The organism is Nereida ignava, from assembly GCF_001049735.1.
Classification (GTDB): domain Bacteria; phylum Pseudomonadota; class Alphaproteobacteria; order Rhodobacterales; family Rhodobacteraceae; genus Nereida; species Nereida ignava.
In genome coordinates, this window is record NZ_CVPC01000022.1 from 17297 (window position 1) to 32647 (window position 15351).

The window sequence follows — 15351 nt, forward strand, 5'->3', positions numbered from 1 at the left end:
ATCCTCCTAAAAATCTGCAGGTGCGTAATAGTGCAGCTGCGCCCATGCATACCAATCATCCACAACCGTACCGGACAGAAGAATACCGATACCGCCAGTGATGCAGGTGAGCACCGCAAACCACCACGCCCAACGGTGGATACCTTCCATCGTCGCGTTGAAACCCATGGTCCAGCGCCAGAAAAGACCCGCACGTTCAGATGCAGTTCCGCGATCGGCGATCTGTTCCAATTCGCGATCACCACCGTAACGGGTCACAGCAAGGATGGTCGCGCCGTGCATCGCAAAGAGCAGGGTCGAGCCATAAAGGAACACGATCGAAAGTGCGTGGAAAGGGTTATAGAACAGGTTTCCGTGCGTCACTGAGAAGTTCAGCGTCCAATCCAGGTGGCTAAAGATGCCGTAAGGCACAGCCTCAGACCAGCTTCCCATCAACACAGGACGGATCAGACCCAACACCAAGAACAACCAAATCGCTGCACCAAAGGCCCAGAAGACGTGTTTGCCCATCTTGTGTTGCTGCGCCAGAACATATGAGCGTGCCCACCATGTCATGACAGAGACCAGCAAGAAGAAACTGGCGATGATCCACATGCCTCCTTCGGCCAATGGCGCGAAGGACAGACCGTACTCAGGTGCAGGCGGCTCAAGCGAGAAGTAGAACAAATCACGCATGAACACGGCTGGGTTGTAGCCTGCTTGAGCCCAAAAGCTAAAGCCAACCATCAAGAACCAGATCGCGCCAGTTGCCATAGAGATCACACCGAGCGGGCCCAGATAGATCGGACCAAGCTGTGCGTTACCAAACCAACCTGCGAGCGTGGAAAACCCTACGGATTTTGTGCGCTCTTCTTGCATGTTGTTTTCGTTGTCCATGCCCCATTCAGGTGGGCCTTGAACCTGCACTTGGGTGAAAATGTTTTGATACTCAGCCATTTACGCCTCCCTCAATGTCGGCCCAGAAGGGCAGCTCAACGTACCAGTACCACCACTCAGACCACGCATCGAACCAGATGGTGCCGGAGATAACGATACAAACCGCCGACCAAAAACCAGCATTCAGTGCCAGCAACAGGCCCAAACGGTGGATGCCTAGCGGCCCAATCGAATAGCCAATGAAATCGCGGAAGAACGTATCTTCATGATCAGGTGACAACATTTGCTCGCCCTTTTCAGGGTTGGCTGCTGACAAGATCAACGAACCGTGCAGCGCAAGCGCAAGCGTGGTTGTGAAGAAGAACGTAATCGCAATCATATGCGCCGGGTTGTAATGGAAGTTACCGTACGCGTAGCCGACGTTGTTAACCCAATCGAGGTGGCTGAAAATCCCATAAGGGAAGCCGTGACCCCAAGCGCCCATAAGAACAGGACGGATTACAACAAGCGTTACATACGCCAAGATCGCCATGCCAAACGCAACAGGGACGTGATAGCCCATGCCAAGTTTGCGACAGATCTCTACCTCGCGCATTGCCCAACTGACAAACGCGCCAATCGCACAGATCGTGATGATCTGCCAAAGGCCGCCCTCTGCCAGCGGTGCCATGCCAAGGCCCACTTCTAATTCAGGAGGCTCAATCGAAATGAGCCATGGGTTCCAAGTGTCACCCAGTGATGCGCCGTAAAAGATAAGGACTGTGCCGAGCAGCGCGAAAAACGCTCCGGTGACCCCGAAGAAGCCCACATAAAATGGACCAAACCAGAAGTCGAAGAGATCGCCGCCGATCAATGTCCCTCCGCGGACGCGGTATTTTTTCTCGAAGCTGAGCAATGCCATCTTCTATCTCCGCATTAAGCGGCAGGGTGGCAGGCGCCACACGAGCCGTCTTTGTTAAACTTAGTTGGTGTATGCGGTGGGCGGGGTTCAGGCCCGCCCACAGCGTTTGCTTAGGTCGGTGCGATTAGCCCAGGCCATTCTTCGCAGCAGCGATTTCAAACCAGTTGAAACCGTCGGTGCTCAGAAGAACCATGTGGATCATTGCTGCCAACAAGAACAGGAAAACGCCTTGTGCAACAAACACGCGACGCGGATCAAAGATCATCCAAATTTTGTAGAACTTAGCCATCTATCAATCGCTCCTTAGAACCATGGAAACTGAATGAACGTGGCAATGTGCGCGACAACTGCAACTGCAACAAACAGCCAAAGGCCGCTCATGTACACCGAGTGAAGCTCTTGAGCCTGCTCATCCGTGAGCCCAGTAAAGGACAGGTCAGCCATAGGATATTCCTCCATAACTGATGCCGCGCATCCCCCGCGGCAGGGTTACGACAGGGGCTCATCCCCTGCCACAATCCGTCACCCCGGGGGCGGGATAACGAACCTCGTGAAGAACCCTTCCACAGTCCTTCCCCCAACGACCCGGCGAATGCCGTTGAGAAAACTTGGTATGGCAAACAGGCTGGCTGGCCTGCGTGCCGGACCCGGCCCTTAGGCCGAGAAAATCATAGGCGTCATGATACGCGCCTGTGACCACGCGCGGGCAAATGGCCCTTTGCGCTGAAAACTTTTTGACTTGAGGCTGGCAAGCGCCCAACTCAGACATGCCAGCGGCAATGTCGCCAGCAAAATGACCGCGAAATAAACGGCGAACTCGGTCTGGTTAGACTTTGTTTTTGCCGCGCGCGGTGGGTTTGATGTCATGTCCGTCATGCAGACTCTCCTTGTTGTGCTTGGCGCTGCTGTGGCGCCAGAGCTTCAACCGTCGCTGTGCTAACGGTGTCGTGTCCCGCATCGAGCGCTGATTTCTCAGCTGCATCGCGCAGTGTTTTGGCCGCTGAAATGCGGGTCAAAATGGGGTGTGTCGCAACGATCCGGTCAAGAGCGGCCTGAGCTTCAGGCTCCCATGGGAGATCGCGACGCAAAGAAGTTGGCGTGGCCTCTGCTGCGTCCATCTCTGTGCCAAGTGGCAGAATATGGAACAGCGCATCAAACAGCCCGTTGCAGACTTCTTGCAAAAGATACGTAGCGCCCGCGTAGCCCATAAAGGGTGTGCCCGTTGCACGGCGAATAGCAGCACCTGGAAAGCTGGCTGGTATGAATGATGGCGCAGGACCGTGCCCTGATTTCAGCTCGGCAAGATACATCTTCTCGTTGATGCTGCCTAAAACGATCAGGGGCCGCTTCTGGCCCATCATCGCACGAACTTCGTCATTGTTGGTTTTCTTACCTGCAGTCCGCGCAACAGCAAAAGCGCAAGGCAAGCCAAGATCGCTTTCAAGGAAATGACGAATGCCGCGGGCATAGGTTTCATTTGCTACAATCGCAAAGCTGGCTGTCGCAAAGAAATCTTGCGTCACAGAACGCCACAAATCCCAAACAGGTTTGATCGTCGAATGCTTTTCACGCTCAATGAACGGCTCTGGATCAAGGTCCAGAAGTTCACCCAAAGACCGCAGAAATTTCGTTGTGCTGTCGATGCCAACGGGTGCCTGCAGATAGGGCTTACCCAAGACTTCGCACAAGCCGCGGCCAAACTCGCGGTACATGCAGACGTTTACATCTGCATTCACCAAATCACGCATCTCGGCAACATGCGCCCCGAGCGGCATCACCATGTTTACCTCTGCACCGATGCCCTCAACAAGGCGGCGAATTTCGGCAAGATCAGATGGCATATTGAACGTGCCATACATCGGACCCAAAATATTCACACGCGGGGCAGCGCCCTCTTCGCGCTTTTTCTCTTTGGGCATCCGACCTTTGGTCATGCCAAATTCAGTAAAGATCCACGTCATTGCACGGTCCGCTGCTTCCCATTGATCTTCATCAATCGTGCGCGGCAAAAAGCGTTGAATGTTTGTGCCCATAGGCGTGACACCGCCGCCGATCATCTCGGCGATAGAACCTGTGACAACAACGGCAGGCAATGCAGGATCAAGAGTGCCCCACGCACGCTTCATTGCACCTTCGGTACCGTCGCGGCCAAGTTCTTCTTCGCCCAAACCCGTCACCACAATTGGCAACTCATGGGGCGGCAGACCATCGGTATAATGCAATACTGAAGTTACCGGCAGGTTCTCACACCCGACAGGACCATCAATAACACACTGCAGGCCTTTGACTGCGCAGAACGCATAAATAGCGCCCCAGTAGCCCCCTGCTCTATCGTGGTCTTGGATCAGCATTACACCATCTCCGCCGCTTTTGCGGCCTTAGCGGCGCGTTCAATTTTCTTAGCGTTCAGTGCGCGGAAGTCTTCGCGCACATTCGGCTTGCCTTCCCAGACACCCGCAGTGTCCCCGTGACCAACGCCTTCAAAGAATGCACGCATGTGATCCATACGGGACTTGTTGCCCATGGCGGCGGTCACAACATCTTGCAGTGACCCAGCACCCGCTGGCCCCATCAAGGGCCGTGCAGAAATAAGGTTGGTAAAGTACAAAGACGGAATACCCAGTTCTTTGCCTTTTTGAACAACAGGCGTTGTACCGATTGCCAAATCAGGTTTGATCGCTTCCATTGCGGCGCAATCATCTTCAAGGCTCGCGCGGAATTTGACAGTCGCACCTTTGGCTGCAAGCCATTCTGCATCTGCTTTGTTCCAAGCGGTTTTTGGACAAGCCGTGCCAACGTAGGGCACTTCAGCGCCGCTCTCGATGAGCAGACGCGCGACCAACAACTCGGAACCCTCATAGCCCGAAACGTTGATAACACCTTTGATCTGCTTTTCGGAAAGGGCCGCTTTAATCGCTGGCAAAAACGCATTCTGGGAAGCTGCGACCTGATCCTTTGAAAGACCAAACGCATCACCAATACCTGCAAGCCAATCAGCAGTACCATCAAGACCAACGGGCGCAGAACCCACGACCGGACGGCCAGCCGCCTCAAATTCACGCACAGCTGACGTATAAAACGGGTGGATCGCAGCAACCGCGCCACAATCAAGGGCTGCGTAAAGCTCGCGCCATTCACGGCATGGCACCACAGGGCCAGCCGCCAGACCCATCGGCGCAAGCATCGCGCCAATCATCATTGGATCCGCAGGGAACATTTCACCCAACAAGCTCACGGTAGGGCGATCATTCTTACCACCCTTCGGCGCAGGCACAGGACCCGCAGCAACTTCTTGGCGTGCATAATTAAGCATCGCACCCGCCAAGACATCTTTTGCTTCTGCGTGGGTGGGAATACCGAAACCAGGCACATCAATACCGATGATACGCACACCGTTGATCTCGTCTGGTAACAACCGCAGAGGCACACCGGATGCGGTTGGCACACATAGGTTCGTTACAACAATCGCATCATACTGATCCGGATCTGCCAATTCATGAACACTCTCACGAATGTCCTCAAACAGCTTACCAGTGACCAAAGTCTCGGAACTAAATGGCACATATCCAACAGAGCGGCGGGCACCGTAAAAGTGGCTCACAAAGGTCAGGCCGTACACACAACACGCGGAACCTGACAGAACGGTCGCTGTGCGGCGCATACGCAAACCAACACGCATTGATCCAAATGCAGGGCACATCGATTGCGGTTTATCATGCGGTCCAACAGGGTAATCGGCCGCAAACTTTTCAAGTAACTCAGAGTTACCCGCAGCTTTCGCAGCCTCAGCCATTGTGCTGCCTGAATGACACCCAAGCGCATCGCCCACGGGTGGCACATCGGCACCAGCAGAACGGCCCTCGCCCACTGTCACCTCAGCTTGCGCTGCTGCGTCATATGTGACCTCACCACTCATTGAGCGCTGTCCATATTTTGGCGACGATCAAACATCGTCATAAACCACTTCAAGGCTGACTTTCGTACCAGCGTGCTTGCCGCGCATGTCTTCATCAGTTGCAGGCTCAAGCACTACATCACCGCCGGTTTCGGAGGCGTCAAACAGACCCAACAACCCATCTTGGTCAAGCGGCGCTGGACGTACAGGTGGTGCAGTCGCAACTGCATCACCAAGACCTGCAAACAAATCACCCCATTGGGATTTCGACGTGCCAACAATTTGGTAGTTTGCCGATTTCTTACGCAGATCATCGTCTTGCGGAATGGCCGCAAGCACAGGAATATCTACAGCCTCAGCAAATGCTGCTGCTTCGCCCGTGCCGTCATCTTTGTTGATAACGAGGCCTGCGACACCGACGTTGCCGCCAAGCTTGCGGAAGTATTCAACCGCAGAGCAAACGTTGTTCGCCACATAAAGTGACTGCAAATCATTAGACGCAACAAGGATAACTTTCTGAGCCATGTCGCGGGCAATTGGCAAACCGAAGCCACCACAAACAACGTCGCCCAAGAAATCTAACAAGACATAATCAAAGTCCCAGTCGTGAAAGCCTAGCTTTTCCAACAACTCAAACCCGTGGATAATCCCGCGACCACCACACCCACGGCCAACTTCAGGGCCGCCAAGTTCCATCGCAAAAACACCGCCACGCTTAAAGCAAACATCACCGATTTTTACTTCTTCGCCAGCCAGCTTTTTCTTTGTGGAAGTCTCAATAATCGTTGGGCACGCTTTGCCACCAAAAAGTAGGGACGTCGTATCAGACTTTGGATCACAGCCAATTAACAGAACGCGCTTGCCTTGCTCGGCCATCATGTGGCTGAGGTTAGCAAGTGTGAAGGATTTACCGATACCGCCCTTGCCGTAGATCGCAATGATCTGCGTTTTACTTGTAGGCTCTTCAGCAATGATATCCGCCAGATCCTCGTGTGCTTCGTCACGCAAACGCTGGTCGAAATCTTTTAGGTTCGGCACTTCGTCTTTCATGCTGCTGCACTCCAGTTGAGGATCATTTTCAAACAAGAAGGATCCGTGAAAGCTTGTTCATACGCATCAGTCGCCTCAGCGGCCGTGCGTTCGTGGGTAATCAGTCCGTCCAAAGACAGCGCGCCACTTTCAACAAGTGCACGCGTGGCCATCAGATCATCTGCGTTCCATTCTGCTGCGATCCGCAAACGCGCCTCCTTCATGAAAGCGGGCGGAAATGCGAAAGAGAGCGGGTCTTGGTAAAATCCAGCGAGCACGATCTCGCCACCACGGGAAATACGACCGATCAAATCATTGATCAGATCAGCGTGACCTGACGCGTCATAAATGGCGCGGTAATCTTTGCGGGCGTCAGCATCTGGATGCACCACCTGATAGCCTTGGGCACCCGCCATACGGTCGGGATCAATTTCCCAAACAGTTGGCGCTGGACCACCCGCAGCTACCGTAAGGCGTGCAAGAAGTCGGCCTAAAGTGCCGTGACCAACAATCAAATCGGGCAATGCTTTATCAACACCTGCCATCGCGTGACGCGCTGTTGCCGCCAATGCCAGTAAAGCACCCTGCGCACCAAATCCGCGATCAATACGGGTTACCCGTGAGGCGTCGCTAACAAGAATTTCAGCAGAGCCACCAAACAGGCCAAATGCATCTTCATAACAGTTAGCACCGGGAACAAAGACGTGCTCACCAACACTATAGCCTGAGTTAGAGCCTGCTTCGACAACTTCGCCGGCGGCCTCATATCCGGGAACAAGCGGGTATCCCATACCGGGGAATGGGGGCATCGCACCGGACCAGAACAGCTTTTCGGTACCCGTGGAAATGCCCGAGTGAGCAACCTGCACCACAACGTCATTCGCTGCCGGCGCTTTAAGCGCGACTTTGGCAAGCCCAAGGTCCTTTGGACCTTTCAATATGACTGCGGATGCTTCCACGTTTCCTCCCTCATCTACGTATTTGCATGTGTGAAGAAAGACTCAGCACAGCGTTACGCTTAGTTTGTCATTCTAAACTGACACACCAATGTGTCAATTAAATTAGACAGTTTTCTGAAATTCTCTTGTCAACGAGGTCTGACAGCCTCGACAACGCTGGTCACAAAAGGCCGCGGCGCGCGCGGGATGCGAACACCCTCAAAGCCAGCATCCGTACAAAGTTGAGCGATTTCCTCAGCAGATCGCGCGCGGCCCGTCTGCATGGCCATGCAGTAAAACGCAAAATATGCATTTCCTGGGCCGTGCGGGACCACACCACCCGTCATAGGTTCTGAGATGATAAGGCGCCCACCAGCTGGCAAAGCAGTGTAAGCTTTGGCCAACAAATCACGCACTGTCTCATCACTGTGATCATAAAGAACTCGGATCAGAGAAATTGCATCGGCACCTTCGGGCAGCGAGTCGGTCTTGAAACTACCCGATGTCAGCTCAACACCGTCTCCCAAACGCGTATGCGCCTGAGGGGCCACATCTGGTAAATCAAACAGGCGCAAAGACAGCTTAGGAGCGGCCTTTTGCACGGCAGACAAAAAGGCCCCTGATCCACCGCCCACATCCATCAAGCGCGTGACCCCGCCAAGATTAATCATGCGCAGCGTATCTTCCGCGACCAAACCCTGACTATCAGCCATGAGGTCGGAATACGTTTTGGCCTGCTCTGCTGGCATTTCACCGCCAAATACGTAAGGCCAAAAATTTGCCAATTCCGTCTCTGTTTCACCGCGAAGCAAAGCAACGGGGTCTGTCAGGTCTCGGTAAAACACATCATGATGGCGGATCATCGCCTCAAGGCCTGGCACCCCAATAAGAGCTGCACCACGACGCGCCAGCTCATACGCGCCCTTGCGCTTTTGAACTAACTTTAGAGCCTGTGCTGCCTGTAACAGCGCCTCCATTTTGCGTTCTTCAATGCCGTGCATTGCCCCCAACGCGCGCGATGATCGGGGCGCTGCCTTTAAGGTTTGAGGAATATCGAGGGTTACCAAGGCATACAAAACCTGACTGTAGACAAACCCTGATACCAGATCGAAAAGCGCCTCACCCTCACGGCGCGCCACAGCCCGCGTAAAAGGAAAACGCGCAGCCCACTTTTGAAAACCACGGCTCGCAATAAGGCGGGTGGTCCAACGTGTCTTCAATACAGCTTCCGTCATTTATTCGCCAGGAACCGGCGCAACGGGCGTAAGTTTCTGCGCTGTCATCTGCACCATCTTGGCGAGCGACGCTTCGCCCGGGCAGGACGGAATAGACGCAATTGCACCGCCCAAAATATCCTTAAGGCGCGTCACAGCACCTTGCACTCCAAGCTCTGTGACCGCATTGGGCCGTGCGTTCAATTCATCCTGGCCAGCGGGCTTACCAAGTGTTTCTGCATCATAAAGCGCGTCGCGCAAATCATCAGCGACTTGAAACGCCTCACCAATCCGTGCGCCCAATTCAAACCATGGCTCAGCCTCTTGGCCAGCCGCAACAGCGCCCATCTGGGTTGCCGCGATGAATAACGCACCAGTCTTGGCTTGATGGTATGCAGACAAGTTCACATCTGTTTCGCTTTCCCAGCCCTGCCCTGCGCAAATGCCATAAGGACTGCCAGTTCGGGTCGACAAAATCTTCACCAACTCAAGCGCCCGCGCAGGATCTTCAACGCCAGCGCGCGCCAAAACATCAAACGCCAGTACAATCAGACTATCGCCAGTGAGCACTGCAAGCGGCTCAGAATAGGCCAAATGGACAGTCTTTTTGCCGCGGCGCGTATCTGCATTGTCAAAACACGGAAGATCATCATGCACCAGTGACGCGCAGTGAACCAACTCAAGTGCCGCCGCAGCAGCGTCTGTCATCCCGGGACGATCATCGCCGCATGCCAAAGCAACAGACGTAAGGATCGTCGGGCGTATCCGCGCGCCCCCTGGCGTAACACCGTATCGAAGCGCCGAGGCCAGCTTAGGCGGCGCAGGCCGCGCCTCACCTATCTGAATGGCTGCGTTAATCGCGCTCTCTATTCGGCTCGACAATGGCATGGTCCGCTCCTTTAGATGGCAATGTGTAAACTATAGCCATCTTACAATGTGTAAACTATAGTGGACACATTAGTGAGCGCGAGTCAACGAAACCATGCACCTAACAAACAACAGCATCGCCATCATTGGCGCAGGGATCGGCGGATTGGCTGCGGCTTTGCGCCTTTCTGATGCGGGACTGGATGTCACGGTCTTTGACAGCGCAAGTGATGTTGGCGGCAAAATGCGCACCTTTGCATCAGCAGCAGGGCCGATTGATGCCGGACCAACGGTGTTCACGATGCGTCATGTGTTTGAAAAACTCTTCGATGATGTCGGGGAAAGCTTGGGAGATCACCTCACCCTGACGCCTGCAAAAATTCTTGCGCGTCACTACTGGTCCGATGGCAGCACGCTTGACCTAATGGCAAACCCCGATGAGACCGCTGCGAACATTCGCACGTGGGGCGGCGCACGCGCTGAAAAAGACTATCGCGCTTTCGCTGAACGCGCTCGCGTTCTTTATGAGGCGTTTGACGCACCTATGATGCAGGCCGCGATCCCATCGCAAGCGGAACTGACACGTAAGGTGATGTCGCGTCCATCGCTCGTGCCCAAGATGGCACCGTGGTTTACTCTCATGCAATCGCTGCGGCACAGTTTCAAAGACAAACGGCTCGCCCAGCTTTACGGGCGCTACGCTACGTATGTTGGCGGTGATCCTTTTGCCTCCCCCGCCCTGTTGTCGCTTATCTCACACTCCGAAGCTTTGGGCGTCTATGCAGTAAAAGGCGGAATGCACCAACTGGCGCAGACACTCCGCACCCTTGCCCAAGCGCGCGGAGCTACGTTCAAACTCGATACACATATCAAACAGATAAACGTCCAGAACGGCAGCATCTGCGGACTAACCACAGACGACGGTACACACCATGATGCTGCCCGCGTTTTGTTCAACGGGGACCCAAAAGCGCTGCAAGACGGGTTGCTGGGCAAATCCAGCCGCGCAGCCGTCCCCAATGAGCACGTGCAAACACGCAGCTTATCCGCACATGTCCACACATTCGCGGCCCAACCAACCGGACCTGATCTCAGCCATCACACCGTCTTTTTTGGAGATGACCCAAAAACAGAGTTTGGGCCCATCCGGTCAGACCACCTGCCCCAAGACCCCACCCTTTACATCTGCGCCCAAGACCGAGCCGGCGGCGCGCAGCCCACTGGGATGGAGCGCTTCGAAATCATCATGAACGCCCCGCCCACAACAGACACCACAGCGAGCCAACGGGAAATTACGCAATGTCAGACACTGGTTTTCAACACATTGGCCCGCTTTGGGCTCACCTTCACCCCAAAACCGACACACCAAAGCCTGACGCCACCGGCAACATTCAACCGGCTATTCCCCGCAAGCCACGGTTCCCTTTACGGGCAGAGCCCACATGGGCTGATGGCATCGTTCGCTCGGCCGACGGCACGCAGCCCATTGAACGGCCTGTATCTGGTGGGTGGGGGGACGCATCCGGGAGCGGGCATCCCGATGGCAACCCTGTCCGCACAGCACGCGGCCGAGGCGATATTGACGGACCTTGCTTCGACATCGACGTCCCGCCCAACGGCTATGCGTGGTGGTACATCGACGGGATCAGCCACTGCGGCACCCGCGCCATCAGCATCATCGGCTTCATAGGCTCTGTCTTTTCGCCTTGGTATCGTTGGTCAGGCCGCAAGTCCCCGCGCAACCACTGCTGTATCAACGTGGCCACTTACGGGCCGGGCGGACGTTTCACGATGACTGATCGGGGCGAAAGCGCCCTGCGCACAAGCCAAAATGTCTTTGAAGTCGGCCCCTCCAAAATGACATGGATGGGCGACAAACTGGTGATCGACATCAATGAAATGGGCGCACCGCCAATGGTTGGCCCTGTGCGCGGCAAAGTCACCCTCACGCCAAAATTTGTGACAAACCTTGAGGTGCCGCTTACTCCGTCGGGGACCCATGTTTGGCGTCCATTTGCACCATCTGCGGATATTGATGTGCAGCTTGAAGCAGAAGGTTGGCAATGGGATGGGCACGGTTACTTTGATGCAAATTTCGGAACCGCAGCGCTTGAGGACGACTTCAGTTATTGGACATGGGGCCGCTATCCGCACTCCAAAGGGTCTGTGTGTTTTTACGACGCAGACCGCCGCGACGGAAGCACATTAGACGTCGGCCTACTTTTTCAAAACGATGGTGAAGTGCAGCTTTTGAACTCGCCCCCCAAAGTTGCAATGAAGCGTTCGCTTTGGCAGGTCCGCCGCGAAACCCGCGCTGATGCAGGATACAAACCAGTGCAAGTCAAAGGTATGCTGGATGCACCGTTCTACTCACGCTCTGCGGTAAAGACGCAATTTGCAGGTGAGGAAGTTGTAGGCGTTCACGAGGCACTTGACTTGAACCGCTTCCGCTCAAAAATTGTAAAACCGATGCTGGCCTGCCGCGTGCCACGGCGCGCAAAATGGCGCTTTGACACCCCACCAGCAGAATAAATCGAGCGGCGCTAAACCGTAGCAACCGCGTCGGGGTTGCGCCGCAAGATCGACCAGTTAAGCGCGCCTGCGACACTGACCCACGCAAGATACGGAACCATCATCCACCCCGCGATAGGCAGCACCAGCCAGAAACTTACCAACGTCCCAAAAACCGCAATCCACAGCACCACAAGCGAAATCATCGCCGCACGAATGCGCTTTAGCCCGAAGAACACAGGGCTCCAAAGCGTATTTGCTGCAATTTGAAACGCCCAAAACGCCAAAGCCAAGCCTACGCCTTCTCGACCGGCCACCAACGTCGCGGCGACCGAGCTCAGGATATAAAGCGTTACCCAAGCAACGGGAAACATCCAATCTTTTGGCGTCCAGCGTGGCTTGTTAAGCGCGCGGTACCAGCCATCCGGCGGGAACAGGGACCCTGTTGCCGCAGCCGTGCAGCTTGCCGCCATAAAGACGATGAAAATTGACCAATCCATGTGGGCTTCACCTTTCGCGTGAGTACCCTGTTACCTAGTGACGATATTCGTTTTGTCCATTTGTTCGCGCGCCTTTAAATCTGACAGGATCGCCAAAACGTCATCGCCCCAAAACGGTCGCGCAGGCGTTTTGCGCGCAGCCGCATCAACCAAGAAAGCCACTTCGGGCAAGGGCCGTGCATATACAACAGCAGATTGTGGCATCACAACACTCACCCCTGTCCGCAAAGCAGCCTGTGCGATCCAGCCCAGCTTTTGCCCCTTTGATGTGTGGGCACGGGAGCTAATCGTGTCATAGCCCGCTTTTTGCACCTCGCGACCGATGCCACCATAAATCAAACGGGCCGCAAAAATACCGGTCCGCGCCTTGAGCGGTAGTGCCGAAATCCCTGCCTCCGACCGCATGTAAAGCCGGTTTGCATCCAGCACCAAGCGCCTCACCATCGCGCGGATTGCCTTGCTAGGGCGCGGATCAGCGAACACGTCTTCTGCACTCAGTCCAGCTGCGTCCAGCCATTCAGTTGGTAAGTACATACGTCGCTCGCGGGCGTCTTCGCCAACGTCACGCGCAATATTGGTCAGCTGCATCGCAACGCCCAGATCACACGCGCGCGCCAAGGCATTTTCATCCCGAACGCCCATCAAAACACACATCATCGCGCCAACAGCAGAAGCCACACGGGCGGAGTATCCATAAAGCTCCTCGAGCGTTTCGTACCGCCGCTCAGTCGCGTCCCACGCCAAGCCCTCCAACAGCGCTTCAGGCAAAGCGCGTGGCATTTCGAATTGCTCGATAATGGCAGCAAATGCGCGGTCCGCAGGCGCATCAAATGGGCGGCCTGCATAAGCGCGATCAAGACGTTCTTGCAACCGCAACACAGCCGCTGCTTTGTGGGCGTTCAAATCAACCGCGTCATCCGCAAGTCGACAAAATGCATAAAGCGCAAGCGCAGGATCGCGGACTTTTGCGGGCAGTAATTTACTTGCCGCATGAAATGAAAGCGACCCATGGCGGATCGCTTCTTTGCAATGCTCAAGATCTGCTGGTGCGATCATCGGACTGCCCTTTCCGAAAGAACAGGTTCAACCCCGCTCGGAGCGGCATCAGGCACCATCTTGGCCAGCACCTCTGCACTGCTCACAACACCCGGCACACCCGCGCCGGGGTGCGTACCAGCACCCGCCAAAAACAATCCCGACACTTCTTCTGAAACGTTGTGAGGACGGAACCACGCACTTTGCAGAATACGCGGTTCAAGACTAAAGCCCGATCCATTTGGCGACAGATACCTGTCGCGAAAATCTTCAGGCGTAAACGTAACTTGCTCTATGATCTTATCCGCAAATCCTGGGATATGCTGTTCAAGAACCGCGCTCACTTTGGCGCGGTACGCTTCAACGTCACGCTCCCAATCCACACTATTTTTGTGACCCAGATGCGGCACGGGACTTAATACATAAAACGTGTCGTCCCCATCGGGCGCAACCGTTGGGTCGGTCAAGCTGGGCCGGTGAATGTATAGACTAAAGTCATCTGCAAGCTTACCCTTAACGAAGATATCCTTCAGAAGCGCCTCGTAGCGCGGACCATTCACAATGGTGTGGTGCCCAACATCTTTCCACTCGCCACGGGTGCCTTTGGTCCCGAAATACCAAACGAAAAGACCCATCGACCATCGGCGGCTTTCCATCTTTTTGTCCGTCCAGCGCGCCCGTTTATGACCGCGCAAAAGATGCGTATAGGTATGACCAGCGTCCGCGTTACTGACCACAATATCAGCATGGATCATCTCACCGCTCATCATCCGAACACCGCAACACCGCCCCTGTTCAACCATGATCTCATCGACCACGCTGCCCATTCGGAAAATGCCACCCTGCTCTTTCACCACATTGGCCATCGCATCGGCCAACTTCTGAACCCCTCCAATCGCATAATGCACGCCAAAGCGTTTCTCCAAATATGCAACTAGCGCGTACATGCTTGTCACTTTGCGTGGATCACCGCCGATAAAAAGCGGGTGGAACGACATAGCCATGCGTAGTCGCGCGTCCTTGAACCGCGCCTTCGCAAGGCCCAGAATGGATCGGTCCGCACGAAGCGCTGCGAACAGCGGTAACACCTTTATGGTTTCCCAAATGCGGTGCATCGGCTTGGCGACCATGCCCTCAAAACCAACCACATAGCGGCGTTCGGAATCTTTAAGAAAACGGCGGTAGCCCTTCACATCCCCAGGGCTAAGACGTGCAACTTCCGCTTCCATTTCGGCTGTATCTTGCATCGCCCGAAAGCGGCTGCCGTCAGGCCAGCGCACTTCATAGAACGGATCAAGCGGGACCAACTCCACATCATCTTCAAACTTTCGGCCACACGCTGTCCACAAATCTTTGTAAACTTGCGGCACCGTCACGATGGTCGGCCCCAGATCAAACCGGTGCCCGCCCTTGGTAATGGATGAGCCACGGCCACCCACACGATCCAGCTTATCAAGGACCGTCACGCGGTACCCCTTAGTCCCAAGCCGCATCGCCGAGGCAAGCCCGCCAAGCCCCGCGCCAATGACAATCGCATGAGGTGCGGCATCACCGCTCGGGAATCGTGGATCAAGATCATTCATAA

At 55.0% G+C, this 15351-nt stretch carries 16 protein-coding genes; 2 read left to right on the forward strand and 14 right to left on the reverse strand.

What is annotated here, in order from left to right; all coding sequences use genetic code 11:
• Positions 1-6 precede the first annotated feature (6 nt).
• The 11 genes from pufM to NIG5292_RS12665 form a co-directional block, all read right to left on the reverse strand.
• The gene (gene pufM / locus NIG5292_RS12615; protein WP_048599901.1) at positions 7-936 is read right to left on the reverse strand and encodes a photosynthetic reaction center subunit M; all 930 of its coding nucleotides are present in this window, start codon (positions 934-936) and stop codon (positions 7-9) included.
• Positions 929-1777 (reverse strand): photosynthetic reaction center subunit L, encoded by an 849-nt coding sequence (pufL, locus tag NIG5292_RS12620; protein WP_048599902.1) that lies wholly within the window; start codon positions 1775-1777, stop codon positions 929-931. The genes pufM and pufL overlap by 8 nt, the downstream gene beginning before the upstream one ends.
• 124 nt (positions 1778-1901) lie before the next feature.
• Positions 1902-2066, reverse strand: coding sequence for a light-harvesting antenna LH1, alpha subunit (gene pufA / locus NIG5292_RS12625; RefSeq protein ID WP_048599903.1), 165 nt, complete (start codon positions 2064-2066; stop codon positions 1902-1904).
• Positions 2067-2080: 14 nt separating this feature from the next.
• On the reverse strand, positions 2081-2221 hold the full coding sequence (gene pufB, locus NIG5292_RS12630; protein ID WP_048599904.1) for a light-harvesting antenna LH1, beta subunit: 141 nt from the start codon (positions 2219-2221) through the stop codon (positions 2081-2083).
• Positions 2222-2431: 210 nt separating this feature from the next.
• Positions 2432-2653: a cytochrome PufQ gene (pufQ, locus tag NIG5292_RS12635; RefSeq protein WP_048599905.1), complete on the reverse strand. Its 222-nt coding sequence runs from the start codon at positions 2651-2653 to the stop codon at positions 2432-2434.
• Positions 2650-4128: a chlorophyllide a reductase subunit Z gene (gene bchZ / locus NIG5292_RS12640; RefSeq protein WP_048599906.1), complete on the reverse strand. Its 1479-nt coding sequence runs from the start codon at positions 4126-4128 to the stop codon at positions 2650-2652. The genes pufQ and bchZ overlap by 4 nt, the downstream gene beginning before the upstream one ends.
• Complete coding sequence (gene bchY, locus NIG5292_RS12645; protein ID WP_048599907.1) at positions 4128-5693, reverse strand: chlorophyllide a reductase subunit Y; 1566 nt, start codon at positions 5691-5693, stop codon at positions 4128-4130. The genes bchZ and bchY overlap by 1 nt, the downstream gene beginning before the upstream one ends.
• 27 nt (positions 5694-5720) lie before the next feature.
• Positions 5721-6722: a chlorophyllide a reductase iron protein subunit X gene (locus NIG5292_RS12650; protein ID WP_048599908.1), complete on the reverse strand. Its 1002-nt coding sequence runs from the start codon at positions 6720-6722 to the stop codon at positions 5721-5723.
• Positions 6719-7660, reverse strand: coding sequence for a chlorophyll synthesis pathway protein BchC (bchC, locus tag NIG5292_RS12655; RefSeq protein WP_048599909.1), 942 nt, complete (start codon positions 7658-7660; stop codon positions 6719-6721). Before bchC ends, NIG5292_RS12650 begins: the two co-directional genes overlap by 4 nt.
• 128 nt (positions 7661-7788) lie before the next feature.
• The gene (locus tag NIG5292_RS12660; RefSeq protein WP_048599910.1) at positions 7789-8874 is read right to left on the reverse strand and encodes a methyltransferase; all 1086 of its coding nucleotides are present in this window, start codon (positions 8872-8874) and stop codon (positions 7789-7791) included.
• Positions 8875-9741, reverse strand: a complete 867-nt coding sequence (locus NIG5292_RS12665) for a polyprenyl synthetase family protein (protein WP_048599911.1) — start codon at positions 9739-9741, stop codon at positions 8875-8877.
• A 94-nt stretch (positions 9742-9835) separates the two neighbouring features.
• On the opposite strand from NIG5292_RS12665, the gene crtD reads away from it, so the two are divergent.
• Positions 9836-11410 carry a 1-hydroxycarotenoid 3,4-desaturase CrtD gene (gene crtD / locus NIG5292_RS12670; RefSeq protein WP_048599912.1) on the forward strand — a complete coding sequence of 525 codons (1575 nt, stop codon included), beginning with the start codon at positions 9836-9838 and terminating at the stop codon, positions 11408-11410.
• A complete protein-coding gene (gene crtC / locus NIG5292_RS12675) occupies positions 11407-12252 on the forward strand; it encodes a carotenoid 1,2-hydratase (RefSeq protein WP_503121305.1) in 846 nt (281 codons plus the stop codon). Before crtD ends, crtC begins: the two co-directional genes overlap by 4 nt.
• 11 nt (positions 12253-12263) lie before the next feature.
• Here crtC and tspO read toward each other — a convergent pair whose 3' ends face one another.
• Genes tspO through NIG5292_RS12690 form a run of 3 tightly spaced genes read right to left on the reverse strand, consistent with a single transcriptional unit; the run spans position 12264 to position 15349 of the window.
• Positions 12264-12731, reverse strand: a complete 468-nt coding sequence (gene tspO / locus NIG5292_RS12680) for a tryptophan-rich sensory protein TspO (RefSeq protein WP_048599914.1) — start codon at positions 12729-12731, stop codon at positions 12264-12266.
• Between the two features lie 30 nt (positions 12732-12761).
• Positions 12762-13787: a 15-cis-phytoene synthase gene (crtB, locus tag NIG5292_RS12685; protein ID WP_048599915.1), complete on the reverse strand. Its 1026-nt coding sequence runs from the start codon at positions 13785-13787 to the stop codon at positions 12762-12764.
• Positions 13784-15349 (reverse strand): phytoene desaturase, encoded by a 1566-nt coding sequence (locus NIG5292_RS12690; protein ID WP_048599916.1) that lies wholly within the window; start codon positions 15347-15349, stop codon positions 13784-13786. Before NIG5292_RS12690 ends, crtB begins: the two co-directional genes overlap by 4 nt.
• Positions 15350-15351 lie beyond the last annotated feature (2 nt).

Excerpts from the sequence above, each read along its gene's own strand:
- pufM (WP_048599901.1), bottom strand. The coding sequence starts at position 936 with ATGGCTGAGTATCAAAACATTTTCACCCAAGTGCAGGTTCAAGGCCCA.
- pufL (WP_048599902.1), bottom strand. The coding sequence starts at position 1,777 with ATGGCATTGCTCAGCTTCGAGAAAAAATACCGCGTCCGCGGAGGGACA.
- pufA (WP_048599903.1), bottom strand. The coding sequence starts at position 2,066 with ATGGCTAAGTTCTACAAAATTTGGATGATCTTTGATCCGCGTCGCGTG.
- pufB (WP_048599904.1), bottom strand. The coding sequence starts at position 2,221 with ATGGCTGACCTGTCCTTTACTGGGCTCACGGATGAGCAGGCTCAAGAG.
- pufQ (WP_048599905.1), bottom strand. The coding sequence starts at position 2,653 with ATGACGGACATGACATCAAACCCACCGCGCGCGGCAAAAACAAAGTCT.
- bchZ (WP_048599906.1), bottom strand. The coding sequence starts at position 4,128 with ATGCTGATCCAAGACCACGATAGAGCAGGGGGCTACTGGGGCGCTATT.
- bchY (WP_048599907.1), bottom strand. The coding sequence starts at position 5,693 with ATGAGTGGTGAGGTCACATATGACGCAGCAGCGCAAGCTGAGGTGACA.
- NIG5292_RS12650 (WP_048599908.1), bottom strand. The coding sequence starts at position 6,722 with ATGAAAGACGAAGTGCCGAACCTAAAAGATTTCGACCAGCGTTTGCGT.
- NIG5292_RS12660 (WP_048599910.1), bottom strand. The coding sequence starts at position 8,874 with ATGACGGAAGCTGTATTGAAGACACGTTGGACCACCCGCCTTATTGCG.
- NIG5292_RS12665 (WP_048599911.1), bottom strand. The coding sequence starts at position 9,741 with ATGCCATTGTCGAGCCGAATAGAGAGCGCGATTAACGCAGCCATTCAG.
- crtD (WP_048599912.1), top strand. The coding sequence starts at position 9,836 with ATGCACCTAACAAACAACAGCATCGCCATCATTGGCGCAGGGATCGGC.
- tspO (WP_048599914.1), bottom strand. The coding sequence starts at position 12,731 with ATGGATTGGTCAATTTTCATCGTCTTTATGGCGGCAAGCTGCACGGCT.
- crtB (WP_048599915.1), bottom strand. The coding sequence starts at position 13,787 with ATGATCGCACCAGCAGATCTTGAGCATTGCAAAGAAGCGATCCGCCAT.
- NIG5292_RS12690 (WP_048599916.1), bottom strand. The coding sequence starts at position 15,349 with ATGAATGATCTTGATCCACGATTCCCGAGCGGTGATGCCGCACCTCAT.